General features: G+C 69.3%; 23 protein-coding genes. 8 read left to right on the plus strand and 15 right to left on the minus strand.

The window, feature by feature from the left end; all coding sequences use genetic code 11:
* Positions 1-106 precede the first annotated feature (106 nt).
* From EJP69_RS25305 to EJP69_RS25335, 7 genes are all read right to left on the minus strand, one after another.
* Positions 107-424, minus strand: a complete 318-nt coding sequence (locus EJP69_RS25305; protein WP_093204392.1) for a putative quinol monooxygenase — start codon at positions 422-424, stop codon at positions 107-109.
* A 34-nt stretch (positions 425-458) separates the two neighbouring features.
* Positions 459-1121: an alpha/beta hydrolase gene (locus EJP69_RS25310; protein WP_126473021.1), complete on the minus strand. Its 663-nt coding sequence runs from the start codon at positions 1119-1121 to the stop codon at positions 459-461.
* A gap of 138 nt (positions 1122-1259) precedes the next feature.
* The gene (locus tag EJP69_RS25315; protein ID WP_093300847.1) at positions 1260-2258 is read right to left on the minus strand and encodes a Bug family tripartite tricarboxylate transporter substrate binding protein; all 999 of its coding nucleotides are present in this window, start codon (positions 2256-2258) and stop codon (positions 1260-1262) included.
* An 82-nt stretch (positions 2259-2340) separates the two neighbouring features.
* Positions 2341-3525, minus strand: a complete 1185-nt coding sequence (locus EJP69_RS25320; RefSeq protein WP_126473023.1) for an FAD-dependent oxidoreductase — start codon at positions 3523-3525, stop codon at positions 2341-2343.
* The gene (locus tag EJP69_RS25325) at positions 3522-4712 is read right to left on the minus strand and encodes an amino acid aminotransferase (protein ID WP_126473025.1); all 1191 of its coding nucleotides are present in this window, start codon (positions 4710-4712) and stop codon (positions 3522-3524) included. Before EJP69_RS25325 ends, EJP69_RS25320 begins: the two co-directional genes overlap by 4 nt.
* 32 nt (positions 4713-4744) lie before the next feature.
* Positions 4745-5683: a tryptophan 2,3-dioxygenase gene (locus EJP69_RS25330; RefSeq protein ID WP_126473026.1), complete on the minus strand. Its 939-nt coding sequence runs from the start codon at positions 5681-5683 to the stop codon at positions 4745-4747.
* Between the two features lie 81 nt (positions 5684-5764).
* Positions 5765-6736, minus strand: a complete 972-nt coding sequence (locus EJP69_RS25335) for an AraC family transcriptional regulator (protein ID WP_126473027.1) — start codon at positions 6734-6736, stop codon at positions 5765-5767.
* A 135-nt stretch (positions 6737-6871) separates the two neighbouring features.
* Between EJP69_RS25335 and EJP69_RS25340 the strand changes: the two genes are divergently transcribed.
* A complete protein-coding gene (locus EJP69_RS25340) occupies positions 6872-7345 on the plus strand; it encodes a Fur family transcriptional regulator (protein ID WP_093204376.1) in 474 nt (157 codons plus the stop codon).
* Between the two features lie 7 nt (positions 7346-7352).
* Here the strand turns inward: EJP69_RS25340 and zigA are convergent, their stop codons facing one another.
* Positions 7353-8546, minus strand: a complete 1194-nt coding sequence (gene zigA / locus EJP69_RS25345) for a zinc metallochaperone GTPase ZigA (protein WP_126473029.1) — start codon at positions 8544-8546, stop codon at positions 7353-7355.
* Positions 8547-8646: 100 nt separating this feature from the next.
* Between zigA and EJP69_RS25350 the strand changes: the two genes are divergently transcribed.
* Complete coding sequence (locus tag EJP69_RS25350) at positions 8647-9072, plus strand: hypothetical protein (RefSeq protein WP_126473031.1); 426 nt, start codon at positions 8647-8649, stop codon at positions 9070-9072.
* Between the two features lie 15 nt (positions 9073-9087).
* Positions 9088-9651: a GNAT family N-acetyltransferase gene (locus EJP69_RS25355; protein WP_126473033.1), complete on the plus strand. Its 564-nt coding sequence runs from the start codon at positions 9088-9090 to the stop codon at positions 9649-9651.
* Positions 9652-9653: 2 nt separating this feature from the next.
* Here EJP69_RS25355 and EJP69_RS25360 read toward each other — a convergent pair whose 3' ends face one another.
* Positions 9654-10556, minus strand: a complete 903-nt coding sequence (locus tag EJP69_RS25360; protein WP_126473035.1) for an SDR family NAD(P)-dependent oxidoreductase — start codon at positions 10554-10556, stop codon at positions 9654-9656.
* A gap of 53 nt (positions 10557-10609) precedes the next feature.
* Positions 10610-11488 (minus strand): AraC family transcriptional regulator, encoded by an 879-nt coding sequence (locus tag EJP69_RS25365; RefSeq protein WP_126473037.1) that lies wholly within the window; start codon positions 11486-11488, stop codon positions 10610-10612.
* A 70-nt stretch (positions 11489-11558) separates the two neighbouring features.
* On the opposite strand from EJP69_RS25365, the gene EJP69_RS25370 reads away from it, so the two are divergent.
* Positions 11559-12215 carry a glutathione S-transferase gene (locus EJP69_RS25370; RefSeq protein WP_126473039.1) on the plus strand — a complete coding sequence of 219 codons (657 nt, stop codon included), beginning with the start codon at positions 11559-11561 and terminating at the stop codon, positions 12213-12215.
* Here EJP69_RS25370 and EJP69_RS25375 read toward each other — a convergent pair.
* A complete protein-coding gene (locus EJP69_RS25375) occupies positions 12212-13114 on the minus strand; it encodes a LysR family transcriptional regulator (RefSeq protein WP_126473042.1) in 903 nt (300 codons plus the stop codon). The genes EJP69_RS25370 and EJP69_RS25375 overlap by 4 nt on opposite strands.
* Positions 13115-13244: 130 nt before the next feature.
* On the opposite strand from EJP69_RS25375, the gene EJP69_RS25380 reads away from it, so the two are divergent.
* Both EJP69_RS25380 and EJP69_RS25385 read left to right on the plus strand, forming a co-directional pair.
* Positions 13245-14573, plus strand: coding sequence for an MFS transporter (locus EJP69_RS25380; RefSeq protein WP_093204357.1), 1329 nt, complete (start codon positions 13245-13247; stop codon positions 14571-14573).
* A 40-nt stretch (positions 14574-14613) separates the two neighbouring features.
* Positions 14614-15717: a M14 family metallopeptidase gene (locus EJP69_RS25385; RefSeq protein WP_126473044.1), complete on the plus strand. Its 1104-nt coding sequence runs from the start codon at positions 14614-14616 to the stop codon at positions 15715-15717.
* Between the two features lie 110 nt (positions 15718-15827).
* On the opposite strand, the gene EJP69_RS25395 is transcribed toward EJP69_RS25385, so the two are convergent.
* The 3 genes from EJP69_RS25395 to EJP69_RS25405 form a co-directional block, all read right to left on the minus strand.
* Complete coding sequence (locus tag EJP69_RS25395) at positions 15828-16628, minus strand: enoyl-CoA hydratase/isomerase family protein (RefSeq protein WP_093204352.1); 801 nt, start codon at positions 16626-16628, stop codon at positions 15828-15830.
* A 25-nt stretch (positions 16629-16653) separates the two neighbouring features.
* Positions 16654-17076 (minus strand): hypothetical protein, encoded by a 423-nt coding sequence (locus EJP69_RS25400; protein WP_093204350.1) that lies wholly within the window; start codon positions 17074-17076, stop codon positions 16654-16656.
* Between the two features lie 75 nt (positions 17077-17151).
* A complete protein-coding gene (locus tag EJP69_RS25405) occupies positions 17152-17424 on the minus strand; it encodes a DUF2164 domain-containing protein (protein WP_093204347.1) in 273 nt (90 codons plus the stop codon).
* 129 nt (positions 17425-17553) lie between these two features.
* On the opposite strand from EJP69_RS25405, the gene EJP69_RS25410 reads away from it, so the two are divergent.
* The gene (locus EJP69_RS25410; protein WP_126473045.1) at positions 17554-18741 is read left to right on the plus strand and encodes a lactonase family protein; all 1188 of its coding nucleotides are present in this window, start codon (positions 17554-17556) and stop codon (positions 18739-18741) included.
* Positions 18742-18774: 33 nt separating this feature from the next.
* Entirely contained in the window at positions 18775-18990 is a 216-nt protein-coding gene (locus tag EJP69_RS25415; protein WP_093300870.1) for a hypothetical protein, read from the plus strand.
* 46 nt (positions 18991-19036) lie between these two features.
* Here EJP69_RS25415 and EJP69_RS25420 read toward each other — a convergent pair whose 3' ends face one another.
* Positions 19037-19945: a DUF808 domain-containing protein gene (locus EJP69_RS25420; protein ID WP_093300871.1), complete on the minus strand. Its 909-nt coding sequence runs from the start codon at positions 19943-19945 to the stop codon at positions 19037-19039.
* Positions 19946-19982 lie beyond the last annotated feature (37 nt).

Here is a 19982-nt window from a genome sequence, read left to right on the forward strand (position 1 = left end):
AGGAAGGTAGCACGGGCAAGCGGGCACTGCTCGTGCAGGGAATCCCGGGGCTGGCTACCCTGTTGCGCGCTATGTTTTTGATAGCTGCCGGCATTCCGGGCCCCGCTCAGACCCTGGAGCGGCCCGCCGACAGGTCGATCTCTTCCGACCGGTACACATGGATTTCCGGCGTGCCCTCGGCCATGGCCGAGAGCGCCTTGGCGAAGGCGCGCGAGGCGTCCACCCGGAAGTGCGCCTGCAGCGCGTCCATGTCGCTCCAGCGCTCCACGAAGGTCAGGCGCAGCGGCTCCTGCACGTCCGTCGACACCTCGTGCGAGATGCAGCCGGGCTCGGCGCGCGAACGCAGCACGTGCTCGGTGCTGATGGCGAGCATGGCCTGCAGGGTGTCCGGCTTGGCCAGCGCGTGTCCGATGACGAGGATCATTTTGCGGCTCCTTCGTGCGAGCGTTGATTCAGGTTCAGCCGAGCACCCGCAGCAGGAAGCGGTTCAGGTCGGCGACTTCTTCCATGCACACCGAGTGCGCCATGGTGTATTCGTGCCATTCGACGGCATAGCCCAGCGCGCCGAGCGCCTCGCGCGTGCGCACGGCCGCCGCATAGGGGACCACCGGGTCCTGCCGGCCGTGGGCGAGGAAAACGGGCGTCTCGTGGTTGGCCGCATGCCGCTCGGCCGCGGTGGTGGCCGCGATCGGCAGGTAACCCGAGAGGCCGACGATGCCGGCCAGCCGCTCGGTGTGGCGCAGGCCAGTCATCAGGGCCATCGCGCAGCCTTGCGAGAAGCCGGCCACCACGATGCGGTCGGCGGCGATGCCGCGGGCCTTCTCGCCTGCGATCACGGCCTCGACGGTCGCCTGCGAGCGGCGCAGGCCGGCTTCGTCTTCCTCAGCCTCGAGGTCGGGCACGACGATGTCGTACCAGGCAGGCATCTGGTAGCCGCCGTTGATGGTCACGGGCATGACGGGCGCGTTGGGGAACACGAAGCGCACCGGCCCCACGACCGAGAGGTCGAGCTCGCCGGCGATGGGCACGAAATCGTTGCCGTCGGCGCCGAGGCCGTGCATCACGATCACCGTGGCGGTGGGGTTGGGGGCGGTTTCGATCTCGATGGGAGGACGGGACATGGTCGGGCGAAGGTATTCGGGAACTCGGATGCCCGGACCTTAGCGCATCCCGGCCCGGGCCTCCGAAACGGCCGGTAGGCCGACTTGCACATCGTTTCGATGTGCGGCCCTGCCGTTACCTCGAGGGGCGAAACGTTGCTATTCGGCCTTGATGCCGACGGCCTTGACGATCTGCGCATAGCGCTCGTACTCGGCCGACACCTGCGTCTGGAACTGCCGCTGCGGATAGCCCGTGGCCTCGATGCCCTGCGCCGCGAGTTCGGCGCGGGCGGCCGGTGCCTGCACGATGCGCCCGGCCTCCGAGGCGATGGCGTCGAGCACCGGCTGCGGCGTGCGCGCCGGCGCGAACAGGCCGAACCAGGTACCCGAGCGGTAGCCCTTGTAGCTCTCGGCCACGGTCGGCACCTCGGGCAGCAGCGCATGGCGCTTCTCGCCGCTGGTGCCCAGCGCCACCAGCCGGCCGCTGCGTATGTGCGGCAGCGCCGGCCCGACCGCGATGAACATCACGTCGACCTGCCCCGCGATCACGTCCTGCATGCCCAGCGGGCCGCCGCGGTACGGGATGTGGGTGACGTAGATGCCCGCCTTCTGCTTGAGCAGCTCCATGCTGAGCTGCTGCGGGCTGCCGTTGCCGGCCGATGCGTAGTTGATGTGCCCCGGGCGGGCCTTCGCCGCGTGCACGAAGTCGGCCACCGTGCGGAAACCCGTCTTCGGGTTGGCGACCAGCACGAAGTCGATCTGGCCGAGCGACACCACCGGCACCAGGTCGCGCCGCGCGTCATAGGGAAGACCGGCCTGGATGTTGGGAAGGATGGTGATGGGGCCGTCCGCCCCCACCAGCAGCGAATAGCCGTCGGGCTGCGCCTTGGCCAGCCCGTCGGCTGCCAGGATGCCCGCCGCGCCGGCGCGGTTGTCGACCACCACCGGCTGCTTCCATTGCTCCGACAGCCGCTGCCCCAGGTAGCGCGCCAGCACGTCGGGCGAGCTTCCGGGCGTGTTCGCCACGGTGATGTGCACCGGCTTCGACGGATAGGCCGCCGCGGCCGTCTGCGCCTGAGCGGCCACGCCCAGCGAAGCACACGCCAGCAGCACGAGGGCGGGTTTCAGCAGCTTCGACAAAGGGGAATGGGCGCGCATGACGAACTTTCGGTTGCAGGAGACAAAGGGCGCGATTCTGTCGCGCCCTCGCCCGCAAGCGAACGACCCATTTGTCAGATGCTTAGGCCGGTTCCGGCATATGCGGCGCCGCGAACCCGGCCAGCTGGCCATAGAAGGCATCGACCTGCTGCTGCGCGCCCTCGCGCATGGCGGCGTTGCGCCGGGCGCAGCTTTCCGCGTCTTCCAGCGCGCCCGCCTCGCCGACCCTGCGCGAAGCGTCCTGCACGAAGCGGCACATCGGGAACCGGCGCTCGCCGAACGCCCGCAGCGTGGCTTCGCCGATGCCGTCGCGCGCCAGCATGTCGGCCAGCACCACGGCGTCTTCCACCGCCATCGCCCCGCCCTGCCCCATGAAGGGCGTGGAGGCATGCGCCGCATCGCCGATCAGCAGCACGCGGCCCGCGTGCCAGGGCAGCGGCGCCTGCACTTCCTCGACCGCCGTGTAGAGCACCTCGGACCCGGCGTCGAGCTGGTCGAGGAACTGCCGGGCCGGCCCGCCGAACTCGGCGAAGCGCTCGCGCATACGCGCGGGCCAGTCCTCCTTCGGATACCAGCGCCCGGCCGGCTCGCTCACCGTGCCGAAGATGTAGAGCCTGTCGTCGCTGATCGGCATGATGCCCAGTCGCTTGCCGATGCCCATCATCATGATCTTGGCGTCCAGCTCGCGCGGCCGCTCGTGCACGCTGCGCCAGACGCCGAAGCCGGTGTAGCGCGGCGCGATGGGGCCGGCGACGGCCTCGCGCAGCTGCGAGCGGATGCCATCGGCGCCGACGACGAGGTCGAAGCGCTGCGCCGTGCCATCGGAGAACACGACCTCCGCGCAATCGCTGCCTTCCGGCGATTCGATCTTCGTCACGGTGGTCGCCAGCCGGATCTCCACGCCCAGCGCATCGAGCCGCGCTGCCAGGATGCGATGCATCTCCGCGCGCCTGATGCCCACGATGGGCGCCGCGCCGCCGCTGGAGCGCGGATAGAACACGTCGACGATGGGCTCGCCGTGGTGGTCGAGGTAGACGTTGCGGCCGTCCTCGATGGAGAAGCCCGCCTGCAGGATCTCCGGCAGCACCCCGACCCGGCGCAGCGCCTCCAGCCCGTTGCCGTAGATGAAGATGCCCGAGCTCTGGAAGCGCCACTCGGCCTGCTTCTCGACCAGCGTGACGCGAAAGCCCCGGTCGGCCAGCGCGATGGCGGCCGAGCAGCCCGCGATGCCCGCGCCGACGATCAATACCCGTGCCGCCTGCATCATCGCGCCACCTCGCCACCGCACACGTCGGCCAGCGCCTCGCAGACGCGGGCGATGTTCGACTCGTTGAGCCCCGCGACGCAGATGCGCCCCGACCCCACCACGTAGACCCCGTGGCGCGACTGCAGCGCCGCGATCTGCCGGGCCGACAGCCCCGAGTAGCTGAACATGCCGCTCTGCTCGACGAGAAAGCCGAAGTCCTGCTCAGGCAGGGCCTCGCCCAGCATGCGGTGCAGGCCCGTGCGCATCGCGCGCATGCGGGCTCGCATGGCGTCCAGTTCGGCGCGCCACTGCGCGTTCCAGGCTGCGTTCGAAAGCACGGCCTCGACCAGCGCAGCCCCTTGTGCCGGCGGGCACGAATAGCTGCGGCGGATCGCCAGCTTGAGCTGCCCCAGCAGCCGCCCCTGGTCCGCCGAGGACGCGTGCACGGCCAGCGCGCCCACGCGCTCGCCATACAGCGAGAAGATCTTCGAGAACGAACTCGCCACGAGGCAGGCGATGCCGCGCCGCACGCATTCGCGCACCGCCCATGCGTCCTCGTCCACGCCGTGCGCGAAGCCCTGGTAGGCCATGTCGAAGAAAGGCAGCAGGCCGCGCTGTTCGATCACGTCGAGCAGCGCTCGCCACTCTGCCTGCGACGGATCGACGCCGGTCGGGTTGTGGCAGCACGGGTGCAGCAGCACCACGCTGCCGGCCTGCAGCTTCCGCAGCGCCGCGACGGCGCCGTCGAGGTCGAAGCGCCCAGTCGCCTTCGCGTAGTACGGATAGCTCTCGACGCTGAATCCCGCGCCGGCGAAGATGGCCTCGTGGTTGGCCCAGGTCGGGTCGGGCATCCAGATCGCGGCATCGGGCAGCACGCCCTTCAGGAAATCGGCGCCGACCTTCAGCGCGCCGGTGCCGGCGACGGTCTGCACCACCACGATGTTCCCGGTGTTCCCGCCGAAGACCAGTTCGCGCACGGCATGGCGATAAGCCTCGTCGCCCTCGGTCGGCAGGTAGACGCTGGGGCCGTGCGCCCCCGCGCCCGCCTCACGCGCCGCCCGCACCGATTCGAGCACCGGCACCTGCCCCGCTTCGTCGCAGTAGATGCCGATGCCGAGGTTGACCTTGTCGGGTCGCGGGTCGGCCTTGTAGGTCTCGAACAGGCCGAGGATGGGGTCGTCGGCGTACGCCGGCAGTCGATCGAACACAGGAACTCCAGGAGAAAGAAAAAGAGGCAGCCTCAGAGCTGCGTGCGCACCGACCACAGCTCGGGAAAGAAGCGGTGGTCGACCACGCTGCGCAGCCATCCCACGCCGGCCGAGCCGCCCGTGCCGGGCTTGAAGCCCAGGATGCGCTCGACCGACACGAAGTGCCGCCAGCGGTACTGCGAGAACACGTCGGCGATGTCCATCAGCGCCTCGCCGAGGCGGTAGAGCTCGTTCTCGGGCGTCGGATCGCCGTACACCCACAGCCATGCCGCCTCCACGCCGGGGTTCGTCACGTAGGGCGCGGACCAGTCGCGCGACAGCGCCTCGGGCGGCACGGCGATGTCGCGGCGGTGCAGCAGCGCGAGCACGTCGTCGTAGAGGCTCGGCGAGTTCAGAGCCCGCTCCATCCAGAGCCACACGTCGGGGTTGTTGGCATGCGCGCGCGCCAGCGGTACCGACTTGTTGCCCAGGATGAACTCCACGTGCCGGTACATGTACGACTGCTGCCCCGAGGCGATGCCCAGCGTGTTGCGGAACTGGTTGAACTCGTGCGGCGTGATGGTCGAGAGCACGTCCCAGGTCTTGCCGAGGAATTCGAGCAGCGCCTTCACGCGCGGCGCCAGCTGCAGCGCGCCGGCCACGTCGTCGGCCCGCACGCGCGCCTGCATGTTGGCCAGCTCGTAGTGAATGGCCTTGAAGGTGAGCTCCTTGCAGTGCGTGATGCACATGAAGACCATCTCGTCGTGGCCTTCGCTGCGCATGTGCTGCAGGCTCAGCAGCAGGTCGTTGCGCTGGTGCTCCAGGTAAGGGTTGCTGGTGCCCTCGAAGGCGGTCAGCGGCTCGCCGTCGGTGTCGCGCACGGTCGTGGCGCGCTGCGTGTTGTCGCCGGTGGCGATGGGCTTCACCAGCGACAGCTCGAGCGCGGGGTTGCGGACTTCGGGAACGACTCTCTTGCGTGGGGTGGTGGCCATGCGCCGATTGTTCGGCGCGTGCGCGGCTGCCTCAACCTCCGGCAGGCCGGATTTGGGCACCGGGCGTACGGGGAAGCGGATTCAGTCCGCTTCGGCCCGGCGCGCGTACGCGCTGGGCGTCATGCCCGTCCAGCGCTGGAAGGCGCGCGAGAACGCCTTCTCCGACTCGTACCCGACCGCCTCGGCCACCTGGTGCAGGCTCAGCTGCCGGTTCTTGAGCTTCTCGGCCGCCAGCGTCATGCGGTAGGAGCCCAGGTAGTGCATGGGCGTCACGCCCACCAGCGCGCGGAAGCGTTCGCTGAAGACGGTGCGCGACAGGTAGCTGGCCTGCGCCAGCGAGGCGACCGACCACGGGTGCCCCGGCTTCTCGTGCATCAGCGAGATCGCGCGGGCGATGCTCTCGTCGTCCAGCCCGCGCAGGCTGCCGAACCTGCCGCCGTGCTCCTGCGCCTGCGGCTGGGCGTAGAGGTGCTCGCAGAGGATGTGCACCAGCAGCAGGTCGGCCATGCGCGCCGCCGACAGCTGCCAGCCCGGGCGCTGGGCGACGGTCTCGTTCACCAGCGATTCCATGGCCTGCGCGAGCGAGGCGGTGGTGGGAATCTGCGCCTGCCGCAGCACGATCAGCGGCGGCAGGCTGCCGATGATCGAGCCCAGCCCCTGTGCGGGCATCCACAGGTGCAGCGAGAAGAGCTCGGTGGCCGGACCGCCCCCGCCGTGCGAGAAGACGATGGGATGGTCGCCATGCCGGCCGACCGAGTTCGCCTCGATCAGCGTGCGGAACGGCATCGGCTCCAGCCCCGGCGCTGACGACACGGTGTGCGCACCGCCCTGCGGCAGCATCGCGATGTCGTGCGGCGCGACCTGCACCGGCTCGGCGCCGTCCACCGCGATCCAGTACGGCGCGCCGGTGCACATGCGGATCAGCGGGCCGGCGACGCCGCTCGAGTGCAGCGACCATGGGGCGGACAGCGAGAAGCGCGCGGTCACGGCCCTTTCGGACCTGTACGTCGCAAGCACATGGCTGAGTACGTCGCCGTCCCGCTCTGTGTCCATGCTGTTCGTGCCGCCCGGTGGTCTGTCTGTCTCGGAGATGGCGGCGATTATCTGGCATGCCAGGCGGGCGATTCGGCCGCCCGCTACCCATGGCGCCCCGGGATGCAACACAATGGCGTTTCGCAAGAAGACCGCATGAAGACAACGCCCTCGCACCCGAAGCCCCCGCGCGCCGCCCCGTTCGACAGCGAAACGCTGCTGCGCGAGAGCGGCCTGCGCGTGACGCGCGCCGCCCAGACCGTGCTCGAGCTCATCGAGCACAGCTCGCAACCCCTGACGCACGAGGAAGTGGCCGCCGCCTACACCGCCACCGCCGGCGAGGCGCCCGACCGGGTGACGGTCTATCGCGTGCTCGACCGCCTGGTGGAGGCTGGCCTGTGCGACCGCCGCGTGGGCGCCGACCGCGTCAACCGCTTCTCGCGCCACGTGGAAGCCGAGTCGGGCAACACCTTCGAATGCGACCAGTGCCACAAGGTGCTGGCGCTGCCCTCCGACCCGGAGCTGCCGAAGGTGATGGGCCGACTGGGGCGCGCGCTGCGCAAGCAGGGCATCGACACCCGCCACACCGCCCTCACCCTGCACGGCACCTGCGGCGACTGCGCCCGCTAGCCGCTCTCTAGACGTTCCAGGACGGGAACGGATCCGGGAAGTTCTGCCACCACGAGGCGCCGAAGCGCATCTCGTTCTCCGTGAGCAGGCAGGCGTCGAGTTGGGCGCGCAGGGCGTCCTCGTCCATGCCGATGCCGATAAGCACCAGCTCCTGGCGGGCATCTCCGGTGGCCGGGTCCCAGTTCTTGCGGATGAGTTCCAGCGCATCGGGGTCGGTCGGCCAGTGCTCGCGCGGCACCGCCGCCCACCAGAAGCCCGCCGCGCCGTAGCGGCATGCGCCGCCGGCCTGCGACCACGAGCCCGCGCGCGTGGCGCGGCTGGCGAGCCAGAAGAAGCCCTTGGAACGCACCACGCCCTCCCATTCGCTCTGCACCAGCTTCCAGAAGCGCATCGGGTGGAACGGCAGCCGCGAGCGGTAGACGAAACTGCGGATGCCGTATTCCTCGCTTTCGGGCACGTGCTCGCCGCGCAGTTCGGCCAGCCAGCCGGGCGCCTGCTCGGCCTGCTCGAAGTCGAAGAGGCCGGTGTCGAGCACGCGGTCGAGCGCCACGCGGCCGAACTCCGAGACTTCGATTCGTGCGCGCGGGTTCAGGCTGCGCAATATCGCCATCAGCCGCTCGCGCTCCTCGGGCGAGACGAGATCGGTCTTGTTCACCACCAGCACGTCGCAGAACTCGATCTGCTCGATCAGCAGGTCCACCACGGTGCGCGTGTCCTCGTCGCCGAGCGACTGTCCGCGCTGGCCGAGGCTGTCGGGCGAGCCGTAGTCGCGCAGGAAGTTGAAGGCGTCGACCACCGTCACCATGGTGTCGAGCCGCGCCACGTCGGACAGGCTCTTGCCGTCCTCGCCAGCGAAGGTGAAGGTCTCGGCCACCGGCAGCGGCTCCGAGATGCCGGTGGACTCGATCACGAGCTGGTCGAAGCGCTTTTCCTTCGCGAGGCGCCTGACCTCGAGCAGCAGGTCTTCGCGCAGGGTGCAGCAGATGCAGCCGTTGCTCATCTCCACCAGCTTCTCGTCCGTGCGCGAGAGCTCGGCGCCGCCGTCGCGCACCAGCGCGGCGTCGATGTTGACCTCGCTCATGTCGTTGACGATGACGGCGACGCGCCGGCCTTCGCGGTTGTGGAGGATGTGGTTCAGCAGCGTCGTCTTGCCGGCGCCGAGAAAGCCGGAGAGCACGGTGACGGGGAGGCGGTTGGCCATGGGAGGAGGCTCCATATATGCAACAGGATTGCATTATATGAATCCAATGCAACTGCGTTGCATTTGTTGCGATGCCGGGCCTTGGCCTACCATCGGCGGCATGACCGCCCGCTCCGATTTCTCCGCCTTCGTCGCGCCGCCGCCTTCCGGCGAGCTCCATGCCGCGGCGGTCGACGCCGCCTCTGCCTGCCTCGACCGCTTCACCGCCGCATTCAACGCATCGGACACCCGCGGCATGGACGCCGAGCTGCACTTTCCGCACGTGATGCTGTCGGGCGCGCAGCGGCTCGACTGGGTCGGCCCGGGCCAGCACCCGCCCGGCTTCTTCGAGGCACTGAAGGCCACCGGCTGGGCGCGCACGCAGTACGAGAAGAAGGAGCCGGTGCTGGCGGGCAACGACAAAGTCCATTTCGTCGTGACCTACACGCGGCGCGACGCGGCGGACGCCGTGCTCAGCACGCACGTCAACCTGTGGATCGTCGTGAGGACCGGCGAGCGCTGGGGCATCTCGCTGCGCTCTTACTGAAGGAAAAGACTCTCCATGCAACTCGTCTGGCCCTCGCGGGAACATCTTTCCAGCTACATCGCCGCGCTCGAGCGCGGTTGGTCGCCCAACAACCTTCGGCCCGAAGCGGGCCGGGAAGACCTTGCACAGATCCACGCCGACCCCGAAGGCTTTCTGGCCAGCCTCGTCGACCCCGAGGCCAAGGGCCCGCCCGTCGCGCTGCCCGACGGCGACACCGTGCCCCGCCTGCCGGGCTACCGGCGCTGGATGTGGGACGGCGAGTTCTGCGGCAGCATCCAGCTGCGCTGGCAGCCGGGCACCAGCGCCCTGCCCGACTACTGCCTCGGCCACATCGGCTACGCCGTGGTGCCGTGGAAGAGCGGCCGGGGCTACGCCAAGGCCGCGTTGCGCGCCCTGCTGCCCGAGGCGCGCGCCAGGGGCCTCGACCACGTCGACATCACGACCGACCCGGGCAACATCGCCTCGCAGCAGGTGATCCGTGCCAACGGCGGCGTGCTGGTCGAGGAATTCGTCAAGCTGCCCGGGCTCGGCGGCACGCCGGAACTGCGCTTTCGCATCGACGTGCGGGCGCTGCGGTAGCGCTACATCTCGAAGGCCGCGACCTGCCGGCCGTCGATGTCGGTGAAGCCGTACTCGCGCGCGAGGTCGGCCACGCGGAGCACCTCGCCGCTCCTGTCCATGACCTTCGGGTCGCCGGCCAGTGCCGCGACGGCCCGCCCCAGGTAGCGCGGCGACTCGGTGCGCGACAGCGCGGGCCGCTCCTGCCAGTGCGCCTCGTCGGTCTTGTGGCCGGCCAGCACGAACTCGGTGCGCATCCAGCCGGGAGAGACGGCCACCGATGCCACTCCGTGCGGCTTCAGGTCCTGCGCCATGCCGAAGGCCAGCCGCGTCATCGACGCCTTGGCCAGGTCGTAGAAGAGGCTGCCGCGCAGGTAGTGGCCGCGGTCCCAGAAGGTGGTGGTGACGATCAGGCCCTTCTTCCGCCGCACCATCAGCGGCGCGGCGCAGCGGCTGGCCACGAGGTGGTTGCGTACGCCGCGGTCGAACATCGAGTCCCAGTTGGCGAGCGGATGCTCCCAGAACGGCGCCTCGAACACGCCGTTGAAGGTCTCGTGGCCGCCCCAGGCGTTGTTCACGAGCAGGTCGACGCGGCCGGCCTCGCGCTCCACCCGGGCGAAGAGCGCGGCGACCTCCTCTTCGTTCGTGTGATCGCAGCGCACCGCGATGCCGCGCCCGCCCATGCGCGTGACCTCGTCCGCCGTGTCGTCGATGCTGCCGGGCACCGTCGCCATGTCGGAAAGTGCCAGCAGCTGGCCGTAGGTGTCGGCGGGCCGCTCGCGCGTGCTGCGCCCGGTGACGTACACGGTGGCGCCGGCCGCGCCCAGCTCCACTGCGATGCCGCGTCCCGCGCCGCGGCTCGCGCCGGTCACAACCGCCACGCAGTCATTCAGCGGGCGGCCTGCCGTGTTTTCTTCGTCGTTCATCCTGTTCGTTCCTTTGATCCGTTGGCCTCGGAGCGGATGAAGATAGCCAGCGCTCAAACCGCCGTCTTGGAAGAACCCGAAACCGCCTGATCGAGGAACTCGGTCGGCGTGACGCCGCACAGCGCGCGAAACTCGTTGACCAGGTGCGACTGGTCGTAGAAGCCGCCCTCCAGCGCCACCTCGGCCCAGGCGGGCGAGGACTGCAGGCGCAGCGCCCGCAGGCAGCCGTGCATGCGCGCGAGCCGGCCCCAGGCACGCGGCGAGAGCCCCACATGGGCATGGAAGAGCTGCTGCAGGCGCCGTTCGCCGACACCGACGGCGGCCGCCACCTCGCGCAACGGACGCCGCCCGCCCGAGTCGGCGATGAGCTGCGCGGCATGCATGGCACCGGCGTTGCCGGCACTGCCCCCCGGATTGCCGTCGCGAAGCCTGCGCTGCAGCACGGCCTGCAGCAGCGCCACCCGCGCCGCGTCGTCCCGCGCATCGATCATGCGTTCGAGCAGTTCCGTGCCTTCGCCGCGCCAGAGCGCATCGAGATGCACGGCCGTGCCGCCGATCTCCCCGGCCGGCAGCCCCAGCAGCGCGGCGGCGGCACCGGGGCGAAGGGTGACGGAGAGCCCTTCCACCTTCCGCCGCATGCGCACGACGACCGGCGTGGTCGAGGCACCGATGGCCTCCACCGCCTGCCCCTGCTCGTCGCCGACGGAGGGCGCATCGCCGAAGTTGAAGACCAGCCGCACGGCGCCGTCAGGCAAGACGCGCTCATGCACCTCGTGGCCGTCGGCGAAGCTCTCGCGGTACAGCATCACGTGCGAGACATGCCCGCGCAGCGCGGCCTCGACCGGAAACGCGCGCAGCGTGCCGGCAGGCACGCCCGATTCCGGCCCGTGCAAGGGGTCGTCGTCGAGCCGGAGGAAGAGGCGTTCGGCCATGGGCACCGATTGTGTTGAAAAACCCGCCCGGGCATGGCCGAAAATCGGCCGCCTCGCCTGTCCGAATCGAATGCCTTCCGCCCTGCCCGTTCTCTATTCGTTCCGTCGCTGCCCCTATGCGATGCGCGCCCGCCTCGCGCTGGTCGCCGCCGGACAGCGTTGCGAGTTGCGCGAGGTGGTGCTGCGCAACAAGCCCGCCGAGATGCTCACGGCATCGCCCAAGGGCACGGTGCCCGTGCTGCTCGCGGAAGACGGCACGGTGCTGGAGCAGAGCCTCGACGTGATGCTGTGGGCCCTGCGCCGCGACGACCCGCTGCGCTGGCTGCAGCCCGCCAACGGCACGCTGCAGGACATGCTCGCGCTGGTCGCGACGTGCGACGACGAGTTCAAGCCCCAGCTCGACCGCTACAAGTACCCCGAGCGCCACGCGGACGGCGGCGAAACCGCTCGCGAGCGCGGTGCCGCCTTCCTGCGCGACCTAGAGGCCAGGCTGGCCCGCTCGCCGCAGCTGGCCGCCTCGCACGCGACACTGGCCGACGCCGCCGTCATGCCCTTCGTGCGCCAGTTCGCGATGGTCGATCGGGCATGGTTCGACTCGCAGCCGAGGCCGCGCCTGCAGGCCTGGCTCTCGGGCTGGACCGCCTCCGGGATCTTCGAGCGCGCGATGCACAAGTACGCGCCCTGGAAGTCCGGCGAAACCGGCGTCGACTTTCCGCCTTCGCCTTAGCCGGCCATCGCCGCCGCCGAGGCCCGCTGGATGCATTCGACGAAATGCTGCGCGGCCGGCGTCAGCAGTTGCCCGCGGCGCTTGATCACGCTCACGCTGAGCATCGGAAGCTCCTCCTCGATCTCCACGCGGCGGATGCCGTGGCGCTTGAAGGTCAGCGTGGCCAGCGGCTCGACGAACAGGCCGACCAGGTCCATCTGCCCGACCAGCGCCAGCGCCACCGTGACCGACTGCCCCTGTATCACCCTCGCCGGCGGCGGCAGGCCCAGCGGCAGCAGCGGCGACACGGCCTCCCGGCCGCTGAAGTGGTCGTCGCCCGGAAGAATCCACTCGGCCTTGTACAGATCGCGGATCGAGCGGCTGCCGCGCAGCGGATGGCGCTCGCGCATGCCCACCACCAGCTTCACCGGAAAGAGCTCCATCGCCTCGAACTGCGGGTCGAGCCGGCCCGGCACCACGTGCGCCACCGCGAAGTCGAGCGAGCCTTCGCGCAGGCGGGCCAGCATCCAGGGCAGCACGGTTTCGCTGAACTGCACGTCGACCGCCGGCAGGCGCGCGTGGAAGTCCTTGAAGGCGGCCGGCAGCACCGTGAGCGCAAACGAGGTGCTGACGGCCAGCGCCACCTTGCCGGTGAGGCCGTCGCGGATCTGCGCGATCTCGTCGCGGGCGCGCTGCATGTCGGCCAGCAGCAGCCGTGCGCGCGGCGCGAAGGCCTTGCCGAACTCGGTGAGCTGCACGCCCTTGACGCTGCGCTCCACCAGCGGCGCGCCGACCTCGCGCTCCAGCTCGCGCACGATCTTGGTGACGGCCGGCTGCGAGATGCCCAGCACGCGCGCGGCGGCGCGGATGCTCAACTGCTCGACCACGGCCACGAAGGCATGCAGCTGGTTGGGTTTCATGAAAACAAAAAGTTATCTTCGACGCCCAATTATTGTCTTTTCATGACAGCGGCGAATCTCTAGCATCCGGCGCGGCCAAGGCGTAGACCTTCGACCGACATTCCGAAAAGCAAGCCAACACTGGAGACACATGAGCACCCCAAGCACCCGGCCCGCGCCGTCCTCTTCTCCCGCGCGCCGCCGCCAGACCATCGTGGCCACCACCATCGGCAACGGGCTGGAGTTCTTCGACTTCACCGTCTACGGCTTCCTGGCGCTCGTGATCGGCAAGCTGTTCTTTCCGACCTTCAGTTCCTACGGCCAGCTGCTGCTGACGGTGGCGAGCTTCGGCGTGGGCTTCATCATGCGGCCGTTGGGCGGCATCGTCATCGGCGCGTATGCCGACCGCGCGGGCCGCAAGAAGGCCATGACGCTCACCATCTTCCTGATGGCGCTGGGCTGCGCGCTCATCGCCTTCACGCCCACCTATGCCTCCATCGGCGTCGCGGCGCCGATCGTCATCGTGCTGGCACGGCTCATCCAGGGCTTCTCGGCCGGCGGCGAGGTCGGCGCATCGACCACGCTGCTGGTGGAGCACGCCACGCCGGCCAACCGCGGCTACATGGCGAGCTGGCAGTTCGCCAGCCAGGGCCTGGGCGTGATGCTCGGCGCCGTCGTGGTGGGCTTGCTGACCTTCACGCTGTCGACGGAATCGATGCAGAGCTGGGGCTGGCGCGTGCCCTTCGTCATCGGCATGCTGATCGCGCCGGTGGGCATGTACATCCGCCGCCACCTCGAGGAATCGCTGCACGTCTCGCCCGAACAGGCCGCCGCGCCGCGCGAGAGCAGCCTGAAGATCGTCTGCACGCAGCACGGCAAGACGGTGCTGGCCGCCATCCTCACGCTGGTGGGCGGCACCACGGCCGCGTATGTCGTGACCTTCTACATGCCGACCTACGCCGTGCGCGAGCTCGGCTTCACGCCGTCGGTGGCGCTCTTCGGCGCAGCGCTCACGGGGCTGATCTCGTTCGCCTTCGCGCCCTTCGTCGGCAAGCTGTCGGACGTGGTGGGCCGCAAGACGCTGATCGTGTGGAGCCGCATCGCGCTGGCGGTGCTGATCTACCCGGGCTTCCTGTGGCTCAACGCCTCGCCCACGCCCACGGTGCTGTTCGTGGTGCTCGGCGTGTTCAGCTTCGGCCTGGTCGTGCAGACGGTGCCCGGCATCACGATGCTGCCCGAGATGTTCCCGAAGGCCGTGCGCGCCAGCGGCATGTCGCTGGTGTACAGCGTGGGCGTGGCGCTGTTCGGCGGCTTCGCGCCCTTCATCAGCACCTGGCTGCTCAACGCCACGGGCAGCAAGCTCGCGCCCGCCTGGTACCTGGTGGCGATGACGGTGGTCTCGCTGCTGGGCCTGATCTGGCTGCGCGACCATACGGGCCGCGACATCGACGCCGCGGACGCCCACGCCGCATCGGCCTGACGATCTTCCCCATCATTCCAAGCACAGGAGTCCCCACCTCATGCAAGCACAAGCCACCGCAGCAACGCGGTTCTTCTCGGGCACCTACGTCGAGGCCCGCGCCAAGTTCCTCGAAGCCGCCGCGCAGCGCGGCGCGGCCGTCGAATCGTTCGTGCTGGAAGCACACCGCGGCGCGCTCGGCGAAGAACTGGCCACCGACGTCGCGCTGATCGGCGCCATCGACGCGAAGAAGGTGCTGCTCGTGAGCTCGGGCACGCACGGCCCCGAAGGCTTCTGCGGCTCGGGCACGCAGGTCGCCACGCTCAACGACGCGGACCTGCTCTCGCGCCTGGAACAGGCCGGCGTCTCGCTGCTGCTGGTGCACGCGGTCAACCCGCACGGCTTCTCGCACCTGCACCGCACGAACGAAGACAATATCGACCTGAACCGCAACCACATCGACTTCGACGCGCCGCTGCCGGTGAACGCCGAATACGCCGATGTCGAGCCGCTGGTGCTGCCCGCGACCTGGCCGCCGACACCCGCCGACGAAGCGGCCGTGGCGGCCTACGTGGCGAAGCACGGCATGCGCGCCTTCCGCGCCGCCGTGACGCGCGGCCAGTACACATCGCCCGACGGCCTGTTCTACGGCGGCACCGCGCCCTCGTGGAGCAACAGGACCATCCGCAAGATCCTGCGCAAGTACGCCGCCTCTGCCACGCACCTCGGCTGGATCGACGTGCACACGGGCCTGGGCCCCTACGGCCACGGCGAAAAGATCTACCCCGGCCGCAACACGCCCGAAGACCTGGCGCGAGCCCACGACTGGTGGGGCGCCGACGTGTTCGCGCCCTTCGCCGGCGACTCGGCCTCGGCGGACGTGTCGGGCCCTGTGATCTCGACCGCCTACGACGAATGCCCGAACGCGAAGATCGCGCCGATGGGCCTCGAGTTCGGCACGCTGCCCGATCTGGAAGTGCTGGACCGCCTGCGCGCCGACACCTGGCTGCGTCGCCACCCCGAGGCGCCGGAAGCGCAGAAGCGCGAGATCCGCACGCGGCTGCGCGACGGCTTCTACTGCGACAACGACGAGTGGAAGGGAATGATCCTGGGCCAGACCCGCGTCGTGCTGCTGCAGACGCTGCAGGGCCTGAAAGCGAGCTGACCCCCAGTCTTCGCGCACTTCGTGTCGCTTCGCCAACCCCCTTTCAGGGGGCGACACCAGCGGCCCGGCAAAACCGGTTCCGCGGTGTCCCGCGAACAATCCGAGGCCAGTCAGCCGAAGTCCGGCGCGCGCTTCTCGCGCAGCGAGGCGACGCCCTCGCGCACGTCGGCCCCCGCGAAGCCCATGAATTCGAGCGCCAGCGATGCGTCGAAGGTCGGACCGGCCTGGCGCAGCCAGTTGTTCAGCGCGTACTTGGTGAAGCGGATGGCGCTCTGGCTGCCGGCCGCGAGCCGGTCGGCCACCTCGTAGGCGCGCGGCAAGAGCTCCGCCTCTTCCACCGCGAGCGACACGAGGCCGATGCGCTCGGCCTCCTCGCCGCTCACCGGCTCGCACAGCAGCAGGTGGTACTTGGCCTTGGCCATGCCGCACAGGAGCGGCCAGACGATGGCTGCATGGTCGCCCGCCGCCACGCCCAGGCGGGTGTGGCCGTCGACGATCTTCGCGTTCTTCGTGGCGATGGAGATGTCGGCGAGCAGCCCCGCCACCAGCCCCGCGCCCACCGCCGGGCCGTGCATGGCGCTCACGATGGGCTTGTCGCAGTTGATGATGTTGTAGACGAGGTCGCGCGCCTCGCGCCACACGCGCTGGCGCACCGCGTCGTCGGTGGTCATGTCCTGCACCATGGCCAGGTCGCCACCGCCCGAAAAGCCCAGCCCCTCGCCCCGCAGCACCGCGCAGCGCACGCTGTCGTCGGCCGACACGTCGCGCCAGATTTCGGCGAGTTCGCGATGGCCGTCATGGCCCGCCGTGGGCAGCTTGCCGTTGGCCGCCAGCATCCGGATGTCGAGCACCGCGCCGTTCGCTCCGCGGCGCTCGATGGCGAGGGTCTTGTAGCGGGCGGCGTAGTCCATTGCAGGGTCTCTTTCGGTTGTTCGGCTACTTTCTTGCCGCCACTTCCCGGCAGCGCTGCACGTTCGCGTCGAAGCGCGAGGCCAGGCCCGGTTCGCACTCGTCGGAAGGGGCTAGCCTGCACATGCCGACCACAGCGTAGTCCATCACCGCCGCCGTGCACATGGGGTATGCGGCAAGCTCGGGATTGGCCTTGCTCTTGAAGCCCCAGCGCTCCGAGAACTGCACCGTGCGGACCATCGCGCCGTGGAAGAAGCTGCGGTCCTTGGCGGCGATGGCGGCCTCCATGCGGGGCAGCTCCTCGTTCAGGTAGCCGACCGAGTCGAGCGGAAAGCCCGACGGGTCCTGCTGTGCGGTGGCGAAGGATGCGGCGAGCACGAGGGGCAAGGCCGCGAGGGCGCGCAGAGCAAGAGACGGTGCGCGGCGTTGGGAGATGCGGTGAAGGTGCATGGCCTCGAATTCTGCAACGTTTTGAAGCATTTCTGAACCAGTCGCGATGCGCAGGCACCACGCCGTCCGGCTTTGCTAGCGGCCCTTCTTCTGCTTGTCGTACTTGCGCCAGTACTGGAATTCATCCTCGTGCACCTCGAGGTCGATCTCCGAGATGCGCGACTGCAGCCGCTCCTGCACCTCGGCCACCGCCCGGTTGTAGACCAGCGGCCCGATCTCCTCGAGGAAAAAGCCGAGCAGCGCGCCGGCCGCGATGTTGCCGATGGGCTCTTCCATGTTCTCGCGGAAATAGCGTTCGATGGAGGTGATGGCCTGCTGGCGGGCTTCCTTCGGGATCTCGATGGTCATGCGTCTTCCTTCCTCGGGAGGTTCGGGCCGTCGATTGTGCCGGCCACCTTTCGTGCCTTTGGTTTCGTGCCCTTGGCGCCCTTCGCTACCATGCGCGCTCACAACAACACCACACCGGAGACACACACCATGAAGTTCCGCCCCGCCGCGCTCGCGGCCCTTGCCCTCGCGGCACTCGCCGGCTGCACGAACCTCACCCCCACCGTGCCCCAGCGCCAGCTGATGCTGGTCGCCAACGACGAGAAGCAGTCGTGGAACGACGCCGGCGCGGTGATCCTCGGCCCGATGGGGCGCGACACCGTGCAGGTGCTGGACATCGGCACCGATCCGCTGGCGCCCAAGGTGCTCGGCACGCTGCAGCTGGACAACACCATCGCCGGCCCGCCGACCAACCTCGCGATCACGCCCGGCGAGACGCTGGCGCTGGTCGCCAACTCGCTCAACGTGATCGAGGAGAACGGCGCGCGCAAGCAGGTGCCCGACAACCGGCTCTTCGTGATCGACCTGACCACCACGCCGCCCAAGCTGCTCGACACGCTGCAGGTCGGCAAGCAGCCCTCGGGCCTGTCGATCAACCGCACGGGCGACCTGGCACTGGTGGCCAACCGTGCCGACAACTCGGTGAGCGTGCTGCGCATCTCGGGCAAGAAGGTGACGCTGGTCGACACCGTCGCCATGGGCGACTCGGTGGCGCACGTGCGCTTCACGCCCGACGGCAAGCGCGCGCTGGCGGCCAAGTTCCCGAGCCACAAGATCGCGCTGCTCGAGGTGAACGGCGAGAAGGTCAGCTACAACAAGCTCGACCTCGCCGCCGGCCTGTGGCCCTACAACGTTGACGTGACGCCCGACGGCAAGCTCGCGCTCACCGCCGACAACGGCAACTCGGGCGCCTCCGACGGCCAGGTCGACACGGTCAGCGTGATCGACATGGAAGCCGCGCCGCCGCGCGTGATCGACAAGGTGGTCGTCGGCGACGGCCCCGAGGGCCTGGCCGTGAGCCCGACCGGCCGGCACGCCGTGGCGGTGATCCTGCGCGGCAGCAACGCGGCGAAGAACGCCTACTTCTACAACCGCAACGGCTCGGTGGTGCTGCTGAAGATCGACGGCAAGAAGGTCACGCGCGCCAACGAGGTGGTGGTGCGCGGGCTGCCCGAAGGCGCGGTGTGGAGCGCCGACGGGAAATACCTGTACGTGGGGAATTTCATCGACCAGGACATCACGATCCTGCGGCTCGATGGAGACACGCTGGTGCCGACGGGCAAGTCGTTCCAGCTGCAGGGCCATCCGGCTGCGATGCGCGGGAAAATGACGCACTGACCGACCAGCACTCCTGCGAAAGAACGAAGACCCATGGCGCAACCCAAACGACCTCTCCGCACGCTCGAACGCGGCATCCTCTGCCTCGTGATCGGCGTCGCAGTCCTGCTGGGGCCGCGTTTCCTGCAGGGCACGCGCTGGTTCGAGATGGTCGCGGGGGCCTATCTGGTGGGCTGGTTCGCGGTGGTGCTGGGCGTGGCGCTGATCGTGGTCGAACTGGTGAAGCTCGGCAGATCGCGCCGGCAATAAAAAACCCGCCTCGCGGCGGGTTTCGTTGGCAGTCGGCAGGCGCGCGTCAGGCCTTCTTGCCGCGCATCTTGCCGACCAGTTCCACCACCGCCAGCACGATGGCACCGGCCACGATGCCCACGCCGGCATTCACGCCCATCGAGCCCAGCGTGCCGAACACGCCGCCCGTGGCCTTGGCCCAGTCTTCGACCGCATGGCCCAGTGCCGGCACGCCGTGCACCAGGATGCCGCCGCCCACGAGGAACATCGCGGCCGTGCCGGCCACCGACAGCGCCTTCATGAGCCAGGGCGCTGCCGCCAGGATGCCGCGGCCCAGCGCCCGTGCGCCAGCACTGGCGCGCTGGCTCAGGTAGAGGCCCGCGTCGTCGAGCTTCACGATGCCGGCCACGAGGCCGTAGACGCCGATGGTCATGATGAGCGCGATGCCGACCAGCACGCTCAGCTGCGTCGTGAAAGGCTGGCCCTGCACGGTGCCCAGCGTGATGGCGATGATTTCGGCCGAGAGGATGAAGTCGGTGCGCACCGCGCCCTTGATCTTGTCCTTCTCGACCGCCACCACGTCGACAGATGTGTCGGCCACGGCCTTCTCGTGGCGCTGCGTGTCTGCGTCGTGCTCCTTCTTGTGCAGGAACTTGTGGGCGAGCTTTTCGGCGCCCTCGAAGCACAGGAAGGCGCCGCCGATCATCAGCAGCGGCGTGACCAGCCAGGGCAGCCAGGTGCCGATGGCCAGCGCGGCGGGCACGAGGATCGCCTTGTTGATGAAGGAGCCCTTGCACACGGCCCACACGACCGGAATCTCGCGCTCCGCCTTGACACCCGTGACCTGCTGCGCGTTGAGCGCGAGGTCGTCGCCCAGCACGCCGGCTGTCTTCTTGGCGGCTACCTTGGTAAGGACCGATACGTCGTCGAGGACGGTCGCGATGTCGTCGAGCAGCAGGAGCAGGCTGGAGGCCATTGGCAGGATTCAGGCTGAAAAAGAAGCGGCGAGCTTA

The organism is Variovorax gossypii (genome assembly GCF_003965815.1).
In the GTDB taxonomy this organism is placed as follows: domain Bacteria; phylum Pseudomonadota; class Gammaproteobacteria; order Burkholderiales; family Burkholderiaceae_C; genus Variovorax; species Variovorax gossypii.

Excerpts from the sequence above, each read along its gene's own strand:
- EJP69_RS25305 (WP_093204392.1), bottom strand. The coding sequence starts at position 424 with ATGATCCTCGTCATCGGACACGCGCTGGCCAAGCCGGACACCCTGCAG.
- EJP69_RS25310 (WP_126473021.1), bottom strand. The coding sequence starts at position 1,121 with ATGTCCCGTCCTCCCATCGAGATCGAAACCGCCCCCAACCCCACCGCC.
- EJP69_RS25315 (WP_093300847.1), bottom strand. The coding sequence starts at position 2,258 with ATGCGCGCCCATTCCCCTTTGTCGAAGCTGCTGAAACCCGCCCTCGTG.
- EJP69_RS25320 (WP_126473023.1), bottom strand. The coding sequence starts at position 3,525 with ATGATGCAGGCGGCACGGGTATTGATCGTCGGCGCGGGCATCGCGGGC.
- EJP69_RS25330 (WP_126473026.1), bottom strand. The coding sequence starts at position 5,683 with ATGGCCACCACCCCACGCAAGAGAGTCGTTCCCGAAGTCCGCAACCCC.
- EJP69_RS25335 (WP_126473027.1), bottom strand. The coding sequence starts at position 6,736 with ATGGACACAGAGCGGGACGGCGACGTACTCAGCCATGTGCTTGCGACG.
- EJP69_RS25340 (WP_093204376.1), top strand. The coding sequence starts at position 6,872 with ATGAAGACAACGCCCTCGCACCCGAAGCCCCCGCGCGCCGCCCCGTTC.
- zigA (WP_126473029.1), bottom strand. The coding sequence starts at position 8,546 with ATGGCCAACCGCCTCCCCGTCACCGTGCTCTCCGGCTTTCTCGGCGCC.
- EJP69_RS25350 (WP_126473031.1), top strand. The coding sequence starts at position 8,647 with ATGACCGCCCGCTCCGATTTCTCCGCCTTCGTCGCGCCGCCGCCTTCC.
- EJP69_RS25355 (WP_126473033.1), top strand. The coding sequence starts at position 9,088 with ATGCAACTCGTCTGGCCCTCGCGGGAACATCTTTCCAGCTACATCGCC.
- EJP69_RS25360 (WP_126473035.1), bottom strand. The coding sequence starts at position 10,556 with ATGAACGACGAAGAAAACACGGCAGGCCGCCCGCTGAATGACTGCGTG.
- EJP69_RS25365 (WP_126473037.1), bottom strand. The coding sequence starts at position 11,488 with ATGGCCGAACGCCTCTTCCTCCGGCTCGACGACGACCCCTTGCACGGG.
- EJP69_RS25370 (WP_126473039.1), top strand. The coding sequence starts at position 11,559 with ATGCCTTCCGCCCTGCCCGTTCTCTATTCGTTCCGTCGCTGCCCCTAT.
- EJP69_RS25375 (WP_126473042.1), bottom strand. The coding sequence starts at position 13,114 with ATGAAACCCAACCAGCTGCATGCCTTCGTGGCCGTGGTCGAGCAGTTG.
- EJP69_RS25380 (WP_093204357.1), top strand. The coding sequence starts at position 13,245 with ATGAGCACCCCAAGCACCCGGCCCGCGCCGTCCTCTTCTCCCGCGCGC.
- EJP69_RS25385 (WP_126473044.1), top strand. The coding sequence starts at position 14,614 with ATGCAAGCACAAGCCACCGCAGCAACGCGGTTCTTCTCGGGCACCTAC.
- EJP69_RS25395 (WP_093204352.1), bottom strand. The coding sequence starts at position 16,628 with ATGGACTACGCCGCCCGCTACAAGACCCTCGCCATCGAGCGCCGCGGA.
- EJP69_RS25400 (WP_093204350.1), bottom strand. The coding sequence starts at position 17,076 with ATGCACCTTCACCGCATCTCCCAACGCCGCGCACCGTCTCTTGCTCTG.
- EJP69_RS25405 (WP_093204347.1), bottom strand. The coding sequence starts at position 17,424 with ATGACCATCGAGATCCCGAAGGAAGCCCGCCAGCAGGCCATCACCTCC.
- EJP69_RS25410 (WP_126473045.1), top strand. The coding sequence starts at position 17,554 with ATGAAGTTCCGCCCCGCCGCGCTCGCGGCCCTTGCCCTCGCGGCACTC.
- EJP69_RS25415 (WP_093300870.1), top strand. The coding sequence starts at position 18,775 with ATGGCGCAACCCAAACGACCTCTCCGCACGCTCGAACGCGGCATCCTC.
- EJP69_RS25420 (WP_093300871.1), bottom strand. The coding sequence starts at position 19,945 with ATGGCCTCCAGCCTGCTCCTGCTGCTCGACGACATCGCGACCGTCCTC.